The 16,293-nt window shown below is 70.3% G+C and carries 14 protein-coding genes; 7 read left to right on the top strand and 7 right to left on the bottom strand.

Annotated features, from left to right (window positions below):
• The first annotated feature begins 89 nt into the window (after positions 1-89).
• Both LIN44_RS10430 and LIN44_RS10425 read left to right on the top strand, forming a co-directional pair.
• Positions 90-509: a DoxX family protein gene (locus LIN44_RS10430; protein WP_227312022.1), complete on the top strand. Its 420-nt coding sequence runs from the start codon at positions 90-92 to the stop codon at positions 507-509.
• Positions 510-562: 53 nt separating this feature from the next.
• The gene (locus LIN44_RS10425; protein ID WP_227312021.1) at positions 563-1,129 is read left to right on the top strand and encodes a DUF4136 domain-containing protein; all 567 of its coding nucleotides are present in this window, start codon (positions 563-565) and stop codon (positions 1,127-1,129) included.
• Positions 1,130-1,147: 18 nt separating this feature from the next.
• Here LIN44_RS10425 and LIN44_RS10420 read toward each other — a convergent pair whose 3' ends face one another.
• On the bottom strand, positions 1,148-2,371 hold the full coding sequence (locus tag LIN44_RS10420) for an EAL domain-containing protein (RefSeq protein WP_227312020.1): 1,224 nt from the start codon (positions 2,369-2,371) through the stop codon (positions 1,148-1,150).
• Positions 2,372-2,620: 249 nt separating this feature from the next.
• On the opposite strand from LIN44_RS10420, the gene LIN44_RS27605 reads away from it, so the two are divergent.
• Entirely contained in the window at positions 2,621-5,950 is a 3,330-nt protein-coding gene (locus tag LIN44_RS27605; RefSeq protein ID WP_304524185.1) for a DNA translocase FtsK, read from the top strand.
• A 26-nt stretch (positions 5,951-5,976) separates the two neighbouring features.
• Positions 5,977-6,318 (top strand): cupin domain-containing protein, encoded by a 342-nt coding sequence (locus LIN44_RS10405; protein ID WP_227312019.1) that lies wholly within the window; start codon positions 5,977-5,979, stop codon positions 6,316-6,318.
• 251 nt (positions 6,319-6,569) lie between these two features.
• On the opposite strand, the gene LIN44_RS10400 is transcribed toward LIN44_RS10405, so the two are convergent.
• The 5 genes from LIN44_RS10400 to LIN44_RS10380 all read right to left on the bottom strand — a co-directional run bounded on the left by LIN44_RS10400 (position 6,570) and on the right by LIN44_RS10380 (position 11,460).
• Positions 6,570-7,682 carry an IS481 family transposase gene (locus LIN44_RS10400; protein ID WP_227312018.1) on the bottom strand — a complete coding sequence of 371 codons (1,113 nt, stop codon included), beginning with the start codon at positions 7,680-7,682 and terminating at the stop codon, positions 6,570-6,572.
• Positions 7,683-7,795: 113 nt separating this feature from the next.
• On the bottom strand, positions 7,796-8,392 hold the full coding sequence (locus LIN44_RS10395; protein WP_227312017.1) for a peroxidase-related enzyme: 597 nt from the start codon (positions 8,390-8,392) through the stop codon (positions 7,796-7,798).
• The gene (locus LIN44_RS10390; RefSeq protein WP_227312016.1) at positions 8,389-8,919 is read right to left on the bottom strand and encodes a CMD domain protein; all 531 of its coding nucleotides are present in this window, start codon (positions 8,917-8,919) and stop codon (positions 8,389-8,391) included. The genes LIN44_RS10395 and LIN44_RS10390 overlap by 4 nt, the downstream gene beginning before the upstream one ends.
• A gap of 44 nt (positions 8,920-8,963) precedes the next feature.
• Positions 8,964-10,439, bottom strand: a complete 1,476-nt coding sequence (locus tag LIN44_RS10385; RefSeq protein ID WP_227312015.1) for an FAD-dependent oxidoreductase — start codon at positions 10,437-10,439, stop codon at positions 8,964-8,966.
• Positions 10,432-11,460: a LysR family transcriptional regulator gene (locus LIN44_RS10380; RefSeq protein WP_227312014.1), complete on the bottom strand. Its 1,029-nt coding sequence runs from the start codon at positions 11,458-11,460 to the stop codon at positions 10,432-10,434. Before LIN44_RS10380 ends, LIN44_RS10385 begins: the two co-directional genes overlap by 8 nt.
• A 228-nt stretch (positions 11,461-11,688) precedes the next feature.
• Between LIN44_RS10380 and LIN44_RS10375 the strand changes: the two genes are divergently transcribed.
• Positions 11,689-13,197, top strand: a complete 1,509-nt coding sequence (locus tag LIN44_RS10375) for a glycine betaine ABC transporter substrate-binding protein (protein ID WP_227312013.1) — start codon at positions 11,689-11,691, stop codon at positions 13,195-13,197.
• Here the strand turns inward: LIN44_RS10375 and LIN44_RS10370 are convergent.
• The gene (locus LIN44_RS10370) at positions 13,194-14,612 is read right to left on the bottom strand and encodes a PLP-dependent aminotransferase family protein (protein ID WP_227312012.1); all 1,419 of its coding nucleotides are present in this window, start codon (positions 14,610-14,612) and stop codon (positions 13,194-13,196) included. The two genes, LIN44_RS10375 and LIN44_RS10370, sit on opposite strands and share 4 nt — an antisense overlap.
• Before the next feature lie 152 nt (positions 14,613-14,764).
• On the opposite strand from LIN44_RS10370, the gene LIN44_RS10365 reads away from it, so the two are divergent.
• Both LIN44_RS10365 and LIN44_RS10360 read left to right on the top strand, forming a co-directional pair.
• On the top strand, positions 14,765-14,950 hold the full coding sequence (locus LIN44_RS10365) for a DUF2970 domain-containing protein (RefSeq protein ID WP_227312011.1): 186 nt from the start codon (positions 14,765-14,767) through the stop codon (positions 14,948-14,950).
• Positions 14,951-14,963: 13 nt separating this feature from the next.
• The gene (locus LIN44_RS10360) at positions 14,964-16,289 is read left to right on the top strand and encodes a cytochrome c (protein WP_227312010.1); all 1,326 of its coding nucleotides are present in this window, start codon (positions 14,964-14,966) and stop codon (positions 16,287-16,289) included.
• The last annotated feature ends 4 nt before the right edge of the window (positions 16,290-16,293 follow it).

The raw sequence follows: 16,293 nt of genomic DNA, 5'->3' as shown, positions 1-16,293 counted from the left end.
ACTAAGGTACAGGGGCGAACCTTGCGCGTGAGGGTAAAGGCGCATGGCTCGGCAAACAATACGGTAGACAACGGCAAGGAGGAATGGCCATGGGTGGCTCTCAGGGTTCCCAGGACTTGGGCAAGGCGCTGCTGCGCATCGTGCTTGGCGTGCTCATCCTGATGCACGGCATCGCCAAGCTGACCGGCGAGTCCGGCGTCGGTTTCGTGTCGAAGGTCGTCACCGACGCCGGCTTGCCGGCCTGGGTGACCTACGGTGTGTATATCGGCGAAGTGGTGGCGCCGATCCTGCTGATCATCGGGCTGTGGAGCCGGCTGGCGGCGCTGGTGGTGGCCATCAACATGCTGTTCGCGGTGGCGCTGGTGCACAGCAAGGAGCTCGCCATGCTGTCCAAGACCGGCGGCTGGGCCCTGGAGCTGCAGGGCATGTTCCTGGGCGCGGCGCTGGCGGTGGCCCTGCTGGGGGCGGGCAGGTTCAGCGTGGGCGGGATCAACGGCAAGCTCAACTAGCGCCCCGCGGCGGCGCGGCAGGGCGCGCCGCCGTCAATTCCTGGAGGTGTATCGTGAATGCGTTCCGGCAACTCTTCCCGGTGGCGGTCGCGGCGCTGCTGCTGTCGGGCTGCGCCAGCGTGCCCGACATCAAGACGGACTACAACCGCGCCACCGACTTCAGCGCCTACCGCACCTTCGGCTTTGTCGAGCGTCCCGGCACCGACCGCGCCGGCTATGAAAGCCTGACCACCCAGTACTTCAAGACCGCGGTCCAGCGCGAGCTGAGCGCGCGCGGCTACCGCTACGCGGCGCAGGCGCCGGACCTGCTGGTCAATTTCAATGCGAAGCTGCAGGAAAAGGTGGAAGTCAGCCCCGCGCCCGCGCCAATGATGGGCTACTACGGCTACCGCGGCGGGCTCTATGCGCCGTGGCCGGGCTATGGCTTCTATAACGACGTCTATCGCTACACCGAGGGCACCGTGAATATCGACCTGGTCGACCGGCGCCAGATGAAGCTGGTGTGGGAAGGCGTGGCGGTCGGCAGTGTCGACACCGGCGACAAGGCCAGCGCGCAGCAGCGCATCGACAAGACCGTGGCGCAGATCTTCGCCAAGTATCCGTTCCGGGCCGGGCAGTAGCGCCGGCGGCGCCAACGCTCAGGCCGGCGGTCTTGCCGCCGCCCGCTCGATGGCTTCCGCGACGAAGGATTCGGCCGGCTTGGGTGCCGACCACAGGTAGCCCTGGCCCAGCGGACAGCGCAACGCCAGCAGCGCGGCGCGCTGGGCGTCGGTCTCGACGCCCTCGGCCACGCACTCCAGGCCCAGTTCCCTTGCCAGGCCGATCATGTGGCGGCAGATCGTGGCACGCTGGCCGTGCCCGTCGACTGCGGCGACGAACGAGCGGTCCACTTTCAGCTGCGTGAACGGCAGGTCGGCTAGCAGCTTGAGCGTGGCGATGCCCACGCCGAAATCGTCGATCGCCACGCCGTAACCGAGCAGCCGCAGGCGGTTCAGCGCGACCGACAGGGCCAGCGCGTCGGGGACCGGACAGCTCTCGGTCAGCTCCACCGTGAAGGCGTGCCGCGGCACGCCGCTGGCGGCCACCAGCGCATCGAACGCTTCCAGCACGCCGGGCCGGCACAGCGTTTGCGCCGACGCGTTGAGCCCCATCGCAATCTCGATGCCGGCGGCGCGCAGGCGCTGCAGCGCCGCCGCGCACTCGCGCGCGACCAGGAAGAACACCGGGTCGGCAGCGTCCATGGCCTCGAGCTGCGGGATGAAATGGTCGGGCGGCACCAGGCCATGCTCGGGATGGCGCCAGCGCACCAGCGCCTCGGCCCCGGCCAGGCGGCCGCTGGCAATGTCGTGCTGTGGCTGCAGCATGACCAGCAGGTCGGTGCCGGCGCGGCTGGCGGCGAGCAGTTCCGCGGCATCGGGGGTCCAGGCGGGTACGCCGGCCGCGGCATCCTGGCGCGCCAGGGCATCGGCCAGGATCACTTCCAGCGCATCGCGCGACAGCGGCTTGCGCAGCGCATGCACGCGCGGGATGCCGGCGGCATGCGCCAGGCCGCGATTGGAGTCGAGGATGTCGTCGGCCAGCGCCGTGACCCAGACCCACACCGGCGGCGCGCCGGCAAAGGCGCGCGCGCCGCGCCGGTGCAGCGCGGCGATCAGCTCGGGGCCATTGCAACCCGGCATTTCGATGTCGCACAGCACCACGTCGAAGGGCTCGCGCGCCAGCAGCTCCGCCGCCTGCGTGCCGTTCTGCGCGCTGGCCAGGGTCTGCACGCCGACATGGCGCAGCAGGCCCTCGGCGGCGGCGCGCTGGAACGGATGGTCTTCAACGACGAGGATGCGCAGCCTGGCGTAACGGATTGGCATGGGAGGGGAGGGCGGCGGGCCGCCCGTATGCAATGCGATCGGGTTTGCCGAATGGTAGCGCGGCGCGGCTGCGCCACGCGCAGGCAGCGTCATGGCGAGGCGCTGCAGGTGCCCGCGCTCGCCCTGGCATCGTTGCACCATGGCGCGCAAAACGCGTGGCGTTACGAATATTTGCGCTTTCCGATTCAATCGCTGACTGCCATAACCGCTACAATCGCTGCCCGGTGTTTTGAAGATGGCATGTCGATAATGGGTTTGGGCTGGTTCGGGTTTTCGACCTTCTGGATAGTACCGCTGCTGTGGCGGCTGGTGACGCGCTGGCTGGCCGGCGAGCGGCGCCTGGCCGGTCCCGGCTCGCTGCGCGTGTGGCTGGGCACGCTGGCGGTGCTGTGCGCCAGCGCCTGCCTGGAAGCGCTGACCAGCGGGGACGATCCCGACTCGAGCGCCGGCGGCGCCGCCGGCCGCGCGCTGGCCGGCAGCTTCGGCAACCTGTTCGGCTGGACCGGCGCCTTGCTGCTGATGCTGGGCGTGCTGGCACTGGCCGCGCCGATGGTGTTCGGCGAAACCTGGCGCAGCCTGTTCGCGCGCAAGCCGCGCCGTGCCGCCACGCCCGCCGCGGCGCCGGACGAGGCGCCGGTGTCCTTTGCCGCGACCCAGCCGCTGCGCGAGGCCGAGCGCCGCGACGCGCCGGCCGCTGGCAACGCCGGCTGGAGCGCGCCCGCGCCGCGCCATCGCAGTTTTGAAGCCGTCTCAGCGCGCCGCCAGCCCGCCTGGCAGCCGCCGCGCCGCACCCGTGAATCGCCGCCGCAGCCCGGCGAAATCTGGCTGCATCATGCCGACGCGCCGGGCGCGGCCAGGCCGGTGCGTGCCCCGCAGCCAGCGCCGGCTGCCGCTGCGCCGGCAACGCGTCCCGCCCAGCCGGCGGCACGCAAGCCGGCCGCCAGCACCCCCACACCGGCGCCCGCACCGGCCCCCGCGCCGCGGCCGGCACAGCCGTTGCGCGGCACCGTGGTCAGCAGCCCGTTCCGCCAGCCGCAGCCGCTGGTGCGTTCGGCGATCACGACGCTGCCGGAAGCGTCCGCGAAGCCCGCCGCCGCATCCGCGGTGCCGGCCCCTGCCGCCGCTGCCGCTGCCACTGCCACTGCCACTGCCACGGCCGAGATCGCTGTCGCCGCGCAGGCGGCGGCCAGTGCCGCTCAGGATGCCATTGCACCGGCGCAGCCCGTCGCTGCGCCTGAGCCGGCGCCTGAGCCGGAGCAGGAAACCGTGCTGGCTGCGCCGGCCACGCCTTCCGTTCCGGTCGACGACGCTGTTGCCGCCGCCCCGGCCGAACCCCTCGCGCTGGATGGCGATGCCCCATCGCTGGCCGCGCTCCGGCAGGAAGCGCTCGACCTGCTCGCCGAATTGCAGGCGCTGGCGGGCAAGGCCGCGACATGGCAGTCGGCTGACCCGGCATCGGACCCCTTGCCGGTGGCCATGCCCGAAGCGGCTACGGATCCAGCCATCGAGGCGGACGCTGCAGAGCCCGGCCCGGTTGCGACACAGCCGCCGGCTGACGTCGCGGAAGCCTCCATCGAAGGGGAAGCCGAAACGCTGTTGGCCGAGGTGCCGGAAAGCACGAGCGAGACCGCCCAGGAACGCGAAGCAAGCGCGCCTGATCACGACGCCGACGCGGTAGCCCACGCCGTGGCAAGTTCCGCGATGGAGGAGGGCAGCGAGCCCGAGCCCGACGACGTGGCGCTGGTCCCGGCCGAAGACGCCGGCACCGAAAGCGCCCTGATGGATGCCAACGACCTGGTCAGCGAAGCGGTCGAGCCGGAGGCGTTGCCGGCCATCGGCTCGGCCGAGGTAGCCGCCGCGACCGATGCAGTGGAAGCAGCCGCGCCCTTCGAATCTGCCGCAGCCACCGAACCCCAGGCACCTGCGGAAGCCGAAGCAGCCAGCCTGCCGCCGCCACTGCCCGCCAAGCCCCGCATCGTGCTGCCCGCCGTGGTCGGGCGCACCGTGCCGCTGGCGGCCGCGACGCCGCCCGCTGCAGCCGCGGCGCCTGCACCGGCGCCCGCACCGGTGGCGCCACCTCCGCCGCGCCCGGCGGTCGACTACCGCCTGCCGCCGGCGGAGTTGCTGGAGCGCGAGGTCGACAGCGCCGAGCAGGTGTCGGAAGAACGCCTGCGCGAAACCGGCGACCTGATCGCCCAGCGGCTGGCCGAATTCAAGGTGCCGGTCGCCGTGGTCGGCGCCGGCGCGGGCCCGGTGATCACCCGCTTCGAGGTCGAGCCCGCCATGGGCGTGCGCGGCGCGCAGGTGGTGGGGCTGATGAAGGACCTGGCGCGCGCGCTCGGCGTGACCTCGATCCGCGTGGTCGAGACCATTCCCGGCAAGACCTGCATGGGGCTGGAGCTGCCCAACGCGCGCCGGCAGATGATCCGGCTGTCCGAAATCGTCAATGCCGCCTCGTTCCAGGCGCACCATTCGCGGCTGGTGCTGGCGATGGGCAAGGACATCACCGGCCATCCGGTGGTGACCGACCTGGCGCGCGCGCCGCACCTGCTGGTGGCTGGCACCACCGGCTCGGGCAAGTCGGTGGCGGTCAATGCCATGATCCTGTCGATGCTGTACAAGGCCACGCCGGAAGACGTGCGCCTGATCATGATCGACCCCAAGATGCTGGAGCTGTCGGTCTACGAGGGCATTCCGCACCTGCTGGCGCCGGTGGTCACCGACATGAAGCAGGCCGCGCACGCGCTCAACTGGTGCGTCGGCGAAATGGAAAAGCGCTACCGGCTGATGTCGGCGCTGGGCGTGCGCAACCTGGCCGGCTACAACCAGAAGATCCGCGCCGCCGACGCCGCCGGGCACAAGGTGCCCAACCCGTTCTCGCTGACGCCGGACGCGCCCGAGCCGCTGTCGCGCCTGCCGATGATCGTGGTGGTGATCGACGAGCTGGCCGACCTGATGATGGTCGCCGGCAAGAAGATCGAGGAACTGATCGCGCGCCTGGCGCAGAAGGCGCGTGCCGCCGGCATCCACCTGATCCTGGCCACGCAGCGCCCCTCGGTCGACGTGATCACGGGCCTGATCAAGGCCAATATCCCCACGCGCGTGGCGTTCCAGGTCTCGTCCAAGATCGATTCGCGCACCATCCTTGACCAGATGGGCGCCGAGAGCCTGCTCGGCCAGGGCGACATGCTGTTCCTGCCGCCGGGCACCGGCTATCCGCAACGCGTGCATGGCGCCTTTGTCGCCGACGACGAGGTGCACCGCGTGGTCGAGCACTGGAAGCAGTTCGGCGAGCCGGACTACGATGAAGCCATCCTCGCCGGCGACCCGGCCGAGGCTAGCGGCGCCGACCTGTTCGGCGACGGCGGCGGCGACGGCGAGGCCGACCCGCTCTACGACGAAGCCGCCAGCTTCGTGCTGACCAGCCGCCGCGCGTCGATCTCGGCGGTGCAGCGGCAGCTGCGCATCGGCTACAACCGCGCGGCGCGGCTGATCGAGCAGATGGAAGCGGCCGGTTTGGTATCGCCGATGGGCCGCAACGGCGCGCGCGACGTGCTGGCGCCCGGGCCGGCGGATTGACGCAACGTTACCTTCGGGGGGCAGTGATGGCGCTCGATCATGGCAGCTTGCTGGCCGACGTGCCGGTGAACCTGGCGCAGGAAGTGTTCGAGCCGCTGCTGGCGCGGCCCGGCCTCAAGATCGAGCGCATCGTCTCCAACGGGCAGGCCAGTCCGGAAGGGTTCTGGTATGACAGCGCGCAAGCCGAGTGGGTGCTGCTGGTCAGCGGCAGTGCCGCGCTGGAGATCGAGGGTAAGGCAGGCCGGCATGTGATGCGGCCCGGCGACTGGCTGCACTTGCCCGCGCAATGCCGGCATCGCGTGGCATGGACCGACGAAGCGCAGCCGACGGTGTGGCTGGCGGTGCATTACGACGGCGCTGGCAAATAAGCTTCTGTCTCCCGCTCGCGGGAGAGCAACCGGCGACAGCATCATTGCTTCGAACTTTCCAATTCTCGATTGCGTGCTCCCTCTCCCGCTTGCGGGAGAGGGTTGGGGAGAGGGCGGGAGCCTCAACGAAGTGAAGGCTGTCGCTATTGCACACGCCGGCCCTCTCCCCCGGCCCCTCTCCCGCAAGCTGTATGGACCGGGGACATGGGTAACACATGTGCCAGGACATGGGTAACAGTCCAGTCTCCAGTTTAATTGGCCTCCTGTAGGTCTATTGTGGCCACCTTCTGATGGCAGAAGTAGACATCAAAGGTGCCGTCCAAATCCACGCGAGGGCGCAGCGCTACGGGCGTTCCGACCAAGGCTCGTCCGACCCGGAACGTCTTTCCTCGGAAGCAGATGCGCCCGCCGTCGCCTACCTTTCGCACGATGTCATCGCTGCCGTACTCGATAGGCGGGAGCTCGCGCGGCATCGTCCGTGGACTAGGCGCATAGCGGCTTGCGGGTGTCTCCATATCCAGGGCGTGGTGTGGGCGCTTGAAGTTGTACACGTGGCGCCAATGGCTGAAGTGATGCTGCGCATCGTCCAGATCCCGGAAGCGCTGGTTGGCCAACAGCTCTGCCTGCATGGTTCGATGGAAGCGCTCGTCCTTACCGTTGGTCTGCGGATGGCGAGGTCGGCTATGACTGAGCCGCACCCCCAGGCGGATCAGCCAAGCACCCAACGTGGTAAGTGCACGGGGCACTGGAGAACCCCAGGGCGGGCCGTTGTCTGCATTGATGCGCTCGGGCAGCCCATAGCGCGCAAAAGCCTTCTCTAACGCTTCCTGTACGGATTCAAACTGTTCGTTGCCCAAGGCCCTGAGCAGCACATTGAACCGGGAGTGATCGTCCAAGACCGTGAGTGGGTGGCACCGCTGCGTGTCGGTAGCGAAGTGGCCTTTAAAGTCAATTTGCCATAGTGCATTGGGCCGGTCGTGCTCGAAGCGCTGCCAGGCTGTAGCGGCCGAGCTGGCGGCCGGATCGATCAAGCCATGGCGGCGCAGCACCCAATTGACTGTGCTCGGGGCGATTTGGACGCAGTGGTCACGCTCCAGTACGCGTGCGATCTTGCGGGCGCCCCAGGCCGAATGTTCGGCTCGGATCGCTAGCACGCCCTCTTCGACGGCAGCTGGAGTTCGGCCGGGAGAGCTATGTGGCCGCCGAGTTCGGTCGTCCAGATCCTCTCGGTTCAACCACTTGTAACCGGTCTTGCGACTGATGCAGAAGCGGCGGCAAAGCTCCGCAATATTGGCGTCCGCCTGGCGTGCCAGGCGGACGAACTCTTCTCTTTGCTGCTTCACGGTGTTTTGGCTCCAGGGCAACGTTGTCCTCCCGCTGACTAAGCGGGAAAAGTGTTACCCATGTCCTGGCACACCTGTTACCTATGTCCCCGGTCTATACAGCAAGCGGGACAGGGGAGCAAACATTGCCCCCCTCAGCCCCCGGCCTGATCCGGAAACACCGGCTCCCCGAGATTCAGCATCAACCGGTTCGCCCACGCAAAGATTGCGATCGAGTGGATCAGGTCCAGGATCTCCGCATCGCTCAAACCGGCCTCGCGCAGCGGCTCGAGCTGTGCGGCGGTGACTTCGGCCGGCCGCTCGGTCAGTTCCGCCGAGAATTTGGCGATGGCGCGTTCGCGCGCGGTGGTGCCGGCGCTGTAGGGATCGTCGAAGACCTGGCGGATCACGTCGTTGCGCTTGGCCAGCTGCTCGAAGCGCTGCGCATGCACCGATGCGCAATACACGCAGCCGTTGATCCGGGACACGACCGTGGTCGACAGCTCGCGTTCGGCGCGCGGCATGCCGCCGGGGGCGTACATGATGGCGTTGAAGGCGGTCGAGCGCTGGCGCAGGATCTCGGGCTGGTGGACCAGGAAGCGGTAGTAGTCCTGCACCTTGGCCTTGGGGTGGCTTTCCTCGAGCACGGCGATCTGCTCGGGCGTGGCCTGGTCGAGGTCGACCACGTCCAGCCATGCCTTCCAGTCGAGCACTTCGTTGGTGAAGCCGTGGGACTTGATGATTTCGCTCATGCCAGGGCTCCGTTGTCGTTCAAGGCTTTCAGTGCGTCCAGTCCGGCCACCAGCCGCACCTGGTAGGAGAGGAACGCGACCAGCTGCGCCAGCGTGACCACCGCCGGGGTGCTCAGGCCGGCGGCGGGCAGCGCCAGCAGCGCGGCCCGGTCGCCCTCGACCGGTTTCTCGATCAGCTTGCGGGTGAATTCCAGCATGGCGCGCAGGCGCGGCTCGGCGATGTCCGCGGGCGTGCCCTCGGCCGCGGCGCGGAGCTGGCCGGCATCGATGCCGAGCTGTTCGAGCCGGCCCCGGTAGTGCGCGGCCAGCGCCGGCGACGGCGTCAGCCGGGCGGCGTACAGCGCCACCAGCAGCCGTTCGGCCAGCGACAGGCCGGGCAGGTCAGGGTCGAACAGCGCGTCGTAGCTGCCCTGGGTGGCGGCCACGACCTTGTCGCGCTGGTGCCGCAGGGCGTGGGTGGCGCTGCCCGGCGCGAGGCCGGTGAGCTGGTCGATCAGGTCGACCGGGGAAGTCGGGGGCTGGGTCATCGGAGGCTCTGGTGGGATCTTGCGTGAGTTGGGTCGGGGTGGATTCAAGCTTCGGCGGTGCGCAGCGCCGGCGGCAATGCCGGCACCCATTCGTCGCCGAAGACTTCGGGCTCGGCATAGGCCTGCAGCGCGGCGTAGTGCAGCTCGATGTCTTCCTGGTACAGCCGCGCGGCAATGCCCTGGCCCAGCCGGCGCGCGCCGTCGCTGATCGCCGGGATGTCGCCGGAGACGGTGCCGTGCGACAGTGCCGCCGGATAGCAGAAGCAGTGGATGCGCGTCAGGCCGGGGCAGGCGCCGGGCGTCTTCTCCTGGAATTCGAAGGCTTCGCCGAGATCGGGCGAATCGGACAGCTCGCGGTCTTCCTGGCCCGCGGGCGGCGCATGGCGGTCGCGCCAGAAGCGGATATGCGGGGCGAAGGTAGCGAACTCCGGGCGCGTTTCCAGCGCGATGCGGAAGCCCGTGGAGAAGATCAGGAAGTCCAGTTCGAACTCGCCCTGCGGCGTGCGCACCCGCAGCACGTCGCCCTGTGCCTCGATCGCTTCCAGCGCGGCGCCCAGGTTGAAATACGCGTTGGCATGGCGCGACACGCGCAGCGTGCTGCCGCGCGGCGGCGGCACCTGCTGGCTGTTGATGTAATGGCGCAGGCGCCATTTCCACGCGTCGGGCAGGCCGTAGTGGCCGAAGGTCAGGCCCGGGTTGCCGGCGCCCTTGCTCTTGTTGACGCGCGGGATATCGGCACGCCGGATCAGCATCTCGACGCTGGCGGCCCCGGCCTCCAGCGCGGTCGCGGCGCTGTCCATGGCCGAGGCGCCGGCCCCGACCACGCCCACGCGCTTGCCGCGCAGCGCGGCGTAATCCATCTCATCCGACGAATGCGCCCACAGGTGGAGCGGCAGCGCGGCCGCCACCGGCGGCACGTAGGCGCCGCCGAGGCCGTCGCGGCCGGTGGCCAGCACCACGCGGCGCGCCAGCACCGTGTGCGGGCCGGCGGGCGTCCGCATCGACAGCGCCACCAGCCCGTCGGCACGCGGCACGATCCGCTCGACCTCATGCTGGTTGCGGATATCGAGCGCCAGCACCTGGCGGTACCAGCGCAGGTAGTCCATCCATTGCAGGCGCGGGATCTTGTCCAGCGCCTGCCAGGCGGCCTCGCCGAACTGCGCCTCGAACCAGGCGCGGAAGGTCAGGGCCGGCAGGCCCAGCGCGGGGCCGGTCAGCTGCTTGGGCGAGCGCAGCGTCTCCATGCGCGCGGTGGTGGCCCACGGGCCCTCATAGCCCGCCGGCGCGCGATCGAAGGCGCGCACACGAATACCGAGGTGGGTCAGCGTGGCGCTCGCCGCCAGGCCCGCCATGCCGCCGCCGATCACGGCGACGTCCAGCACCTCGTGCCCGTCGACTAAGCGCGGCATGGTCCAGGCCTTGGCGGGCAGCTCCAGCCAGGACAGGTCCTGGCGCAGCCGGGCTTCGAGGGCGGCCAGGCCCGGGGGCGGGGAAGCGGTCGCAACGGTGGGGTCAGTCATGGCTTGTCAGTCCGGAATCTTGGGTTGGGCGGTCCGTGGCATCGCCGGCATCATCCGGGCCGCCAGCGTCACCATAGAGCGATTGCAGCAGCGCGCCGTGCTCCGCCGGCTCGCGCCGCACCAGGTCGGGCAGCAGCGCGGCAGCGGCGTCGGCCACCGCCTGCACCAGCCCCTGCACGGCGGCGCTGGCAGGGCGTGCCTGCGGCGTGATCACCCCGAAAAAGAAGGGAATATCGGCATCGATGGGCCGCACCGCGATATCGGTCAGCGGCAGCCCGCGCGCGGTCACCGGCTCCAGCAGCGCGATGCCCAACCCGGCGCGCACCAGGGTCAGGGCGCTGATCGAGGTATTGGTGTCGATCACGCCTGCCGCCGGCACGCCGGCGCCGGCCAGCGCGCGGTCGACGCGGCGGCGCAGCCGGTAGGGGTTGTGCATGGTGATCAGGCGGCGGCCGCGGCAGTCCTGCAGCGCGATGGCGGGCCGCGCCGCGAGCGGGTCGTCGGCACGCAGCGCCGCCACGCAGGCGGACTGGCCGATCCAGTGCACGGTCACGCCGCGGTGTTCCAGCGGCAGGCTGTTCAGGCCGATGTCGGCGGCGCCGGTCAGCACCGCGTGCACCACCTGTTCCGGCGACTGGCTCTGCACCGCCACGCGCTCCGGCGCGCACAGCCCGCGCGCGAAGGCCAGCGCCAGCGCCGGCGGCAGCAGGCCCGCGGCCAGCGCCGGGGTGGCGGCAATGCGCAGCGGCCGGCCATCGCCGCGCGCCAGCGCCGCGGCGCGCGTGCGGATCTGCTGCATGCCCGCCAGCGTCTGCTCGACCTCGTCATAGAGCAGGAAACCCTGCTCGGTCGGGCTGACCCGCGGGCCGCTGCGGGTGAACAGCGCAAAGCCGAGTTCCGCCTCCAGTTCCTGGATCAGCCGCGTGATGGCCGGCTGCGAGCGCCCGAGCAGCCGCCCGGCGGCGGTGACGCTACCGGTGGTGACGACTGCGGCGAAGGCTTCCAGTTGCCGGATTTCCATGGGGTGGCAGACGTTGGCGATGTATGTGTGATCTGGATTCTGACGTGTCCATCATGCAAATGGCAAATACTATTTAGGGATAAGGCTATGCCGAAGCTATGATGTCGAGATGCCGGATGCACACCGGCCCACCCCAAGGACGGCACCAAAAGGACGGATGTGTTTGCCTGGTTCCCTGGCAATTGGCAGAACAATGAACGGCCCACGCTGTGGCGCGCGGCACTTTGGGTGCTTGCAACGGCACTTGTGGTCGCGGAGCCCGCGCAGGCCGCCGACCCGCTGCGCGTCGGCTCCAAGCGCTTTACCGAGTCCTACATCCTTGGCGAACTGCTGACGCAGGCCGCCGGCCCGCCGGGCACCGCGCAGCACCAGCAAGGGCTGGGCAATACCGCGATCGTGTTCGAGGCACTCAAGGCCGGCAGCATCGACCTCTATCCCGAGTACACCGGCACGCTCGCCGCCGAGATCCTGAAGCTGCCGCCTGGCGCTGGCCTGGAGGCGATCCAGCGGGCACTGGCCCCGCTGGGACTGGGCGCCACGATCCCGCTCGGCTTCGAAAACACCTACGCACTGGCCGTCTCCGATACCCGCCCGCTCCACCTGCGCCGGCTCAGCGACCTGGCCGCGCAGCCGCGGCTGCGGCTGGGGCTGTCGCATGAATTCCTCGGCCGGGCAGACGGCTGGCCCGGCCTTGCCAGCCGCTATCGCCTGCCGCAGCAGCCGGTCGGGCTGGACCACGGCGTTGCCTATGAGGCGCTGGCAGCGGGGCAGGTGGATGCCATCGACATTTATTCGACCGACGCCAAGATCCTCAAGTACCGGCTGCGCGTGCTCGAGGATGACCGCCGCTATTTCCCGCGCTATGACGCGGTGGTGGTGTACCGGCTGGACGTGCCGCAGCGCTTCCCGCGGGCGTGGCAGGCGCTGCAGCGCTTGTCGGGCCGCATCAGCGCGGCGGACATGGTGGCGATGAACGCCGCGGCGGAGATTGACCGCAAGCCGTTCGATCTCGTCGCGCGAGAGTTCCTGGCCCATGGCCCGGACCCCGGCACCGAAACCGCCGCAGCGCCGGCATCCAGGGCCGCTGCGGCAGGCACCGGCGGCCGCGGCCTGCTGGGCGCGCTGCTTGGGCCCGATACCAATCGGCTGGCGCGGCGCCATGTCGGCCTGGTGGCCGGCGCGGTCGGTGCGGCCACGCTGGCCGGCGTGCCGCTGGGCATCCTGGCCGCGCGCCGCCGGCGTACCGGCCAGGTGGTGCTGGGTGCCGTCAGCGTGCTGCAGACCGTGCCGTCGCTGGCGCTGCTGGCGATGCTGATCCCGCTGCTGGGCCGCATCGGCGTGTGGCCCGCGCTGGTGGCACTGTTCCTGTATGCGTTGCTGCCGATCGTGCGCAACACCACCACCGGACTGGAGCAGGTGCCAACAGGCATGCGCGACGCGGCCCGCGCGCTCGGGTTGCGCGGCGGCCAGGTCCTGCGCTACGTGGAGCTGCCGCTGGCGCTGCCGGTGCTGCTGGCCGGCGTCAAGACCGCGGCCATCATCAGCGTGGGCACGGCCACGATCGCGGCGTTCGTCGGGGCGGGCGGTTTCGGCGAGCGCATTGCCACCGGGCTGGCGCTGAACGACACCACGCTGCTGCTCGCCGGCGCGATTCCGGCGGCGGTGCTGGCGCTGGCGGTGCAGGCCGCGTTCGAGGCGCTGGAGTGGGCGCTGCGCCGCCATCGCGGCGCGCGCTAGCCGGCTGGCTGCTGCGCGATCAGCCGTCCCAGCGTGGCCACCGCGGCCTCGGCCTCGTCGTTCCACAGGTGGCCGTAGTTCAGCCGGATGCAGTTGCGATACCCCTGCCGCGCCGAAAAAATCGGTCCCGGCGCGATGCCGATGCCCGCTTCCAGCGCGGCCTGGTGCAAGGCCAGGGCATCGAAGCCGGCCGCAAACTCCACCCACAGGAAATACCCGCCCTCCGGCCGCGACACCCGCACCGGTTCCGGGAAGTGCTGGCCGATCGCGTCGATCATGCGGCCCTGCTGCATCTCCAGCACATGGCGCAGCTTGCGCAGGTGCTTGTCGTAGCCGCCATGCTGCAGGTACTCGGCCAGCGCCACCTGCGCCGGCACGCCGGCCGACAGCGTGGTCATCAGCTTGAGCCGCTGGATCGCCTCGCCAAAGCGGCCCGGCGCGACCCAGCCGATGCGGAAGCCCGGCGCCAGCGTCTTTGAAAACGAACTGCAATGCATCACCAGCCCCTGCGTATCGAAGGCCTTGGCCGGCAGCGGGCAGCGGTTGCCGAAGTAAAGCTCGCCATAGACGTCGTCCTCGATCAGCGGCACCTGGTGGCGCGCCAGCAAGGCCACCAGCGCCTTCTTCTTGTCCTCCGACATGCTGGCGCCGAGCGGATTCTGGAACTGCGTCATGAACCAGCACGCCTTGACCGGGTGGCGCGACAGCGCCGCGTCGAGCGCGCCCAGGTCGATGCCTTCGGCCGGGTCGACCGGGATCTCGACGGCCTTGAGCCGCAGCCGCTCCAGCGCCTGCAGCGAGGCATAGAAGCCGGGCGATTCGATCGCGACCACGTCGCCCGGCTGCGTCACCGCCATCAGGCACAGGTTCAGCGCCTCGAGCGCGCCGTTGGTGACGACCAGGTCGTCGGCCGGCTGCGGCGCGCCTGCGCCGAGGTAGCGCAGCGCGATCTGGCGGCGCAGCGCGGCATTGCCGGGCGGCAGGTCGTTGACCGAGTACCACGGGTCGAGTGCGCGGCCGGCACGCGCCAGCGACTTGCGCAGCCGCTCCCACGGGAACAGCTCGGGCGACGGAAAGGCCGAGCCGAACTGCACCAGCTCGCGGTCGCGCGCGCCTTCGAGCACGGCGAACACCAGCTTGGAGATGTCCACCTGCGTCGACACCTGCCGCGACGGGCGCGCCTGCGGCTGCGGCAGCTCGCGCCGCGCCGGCCCGGCCACGTAGTAGCCGGAGCGCTCGCGCGCCCGCACCAGCCCGCGCTCTTCGAGCCGGTAATAGGCCTGGAACGCGGTCGACGGGCTGACGCCGTACTGCGCCACGGTCTTGCGGATCGACGGCAGGCGCGTGCCCGGCGGCAGGCTGCCGTTGCGGATATCGGCGGCGAGGGTTTCGGCCAGGGCTTCGTACCGTTTCATCGTGGGGGCGGGGCGTGGGCGGCGATGCCGGATTATCGCCCGGGCGCGCCCAACTGATACGTAGTTTTTCCGGTTATCTGATGCTGGTATGGATAGGTGGGGCGGACCATAATCGGCGTCTCGTCCACGCCGGCGTTGTGCCAGGAGATGCCATGAACCCGTTGAGGCTGTTGCGGACCGTGCTGTGGGGCTTCTTTGGCCTGCGCCAGGGCCGGGAGCACCAGCGCGACCTGGACAACCTGCGCCCGGTGCCGCTGATCGTGACCGGCGTGGCCGTTGCCGCCGGACTGGTGGCCTGCCTGGTGCTGGTGGCCAACTGGGCCGTGTCGGCGGCATGACCTGACTGCACTCATGCGCTTTCCTTTTCACTGGCCCGGCCTCGCTGTGTCCCGCGTGTTGCGCAAGCTGGCCGGCCTGGCGCTGGCGCTGCTGCTGCCCGCGGGCCTGGCGCAGGCCGCCGGCGACGCGCAGCAGGTCGAGCGCGGCCGCTACCTGGCCCGCATCGCCAACTGCGCCGCCTGCCACACCAGCGCAGGCGGCAAGCCCTTTGCCGGCGGGCTGCCGATCCGCACCGCGGTCGGCACGCTGTATTCGACCAATATCACGCCGGATGCCGGCACCGGCATCGGCGCCTACACGCTGGCCGAGTTCGATCGCGCCCTGCGTCACGGCGTGGCGCGCGACGGCAAGCTCCTGTATCCGGCCATGCCGTACCCCTCTTATGCACGCATGAGGGGCGACGACGTGGCGGCCCTGTACGCCTACCTGCGCGCCGAGGTGGCGCCGGTGGCGCAGCGCAATCGCGCGCCGCAGATGCGCTGGCCGTTCGGCATGCGCGGCCTGCTGGCGGTGTGGAATGCGCTGTTTCTCGATGACGACCCGGTCCGCACCGACCCGGCGCGCGACGCGGCGTGGAACCGCGGCGCCTACCTGGTGCAGGCGGTGGCGCACTGCGGCGCCTGCCATACGCCGCGCGGCACGCTGTTCGCCGAGAAGGGCCTGGACGAGCGCAGCCGGCATTTCCTGTCCGGCGCCAGCGTGGAGGGGTGGTCCGCCACCAACCTGACCGGCGACCAGCTCACCGGGCTGGGCGCCTGGTCGCGCGCGGACATCGCCGAGTTCCTGCGTACCGGGCGCAATGCGCACGCGACTTCGTTCGGCCCGATGTCCACGGTGGTCTCCACCGCCACCCAGTACATGAGCGCGGCCGACCTCGACGCGGTTGCCGCTTACCTCAAGTCGCTGCCAGGCGCGCGCGGCGAAGACCAGCCGTTCCGGCACGACCCCGCCAGCGCGCAGCAGCTGCGGCAGGGCCGCTTCGACCTGCCCGGCGCTCGCCAGTACGCGGTGTTCTGCATGCCGTGCCACGGCGCCGACGGCAAGGGCTTCGCCCGGGTCTTTCCGCCGCTGGCCGGCAACCCGACCGTGGCCGATCCGGATCCCGCATCGCTGGTCAACCTGCTGCTCGACGGCGCCGTGACCGCGCGGGTGGGCACCGCGCCGTCGGACTACCACATGCCCGGCTATGGCTGGACCCTGGACGACCAGGAACTGGCCAACGTGCTGACCTTTATCCGCCGCAGCTGGGGCAACCGGGCCGCGCCGGTGCCCGAGGCCGAGGTGGCTGCGCGGCGCCAGGCGCTGGCCGCGCAGCGCAAAGCCGACGCCGAACCATGAGCCG

It is taken from the genome of Cupriavidus sp. MP-37, assembly GCF_020618415.1.
Taxonomy (GTDB): Bacteria; Pseudomonadota; Gammaproteobacteria; order Burkholderiales; family Burkholderiaceae; genus Cupriavidus.
The sequence above is the reverse complement of the archived record's forward strand: the minus strand, read 5'-3'. Positions and strand labels throughout refer to the sequence as shown.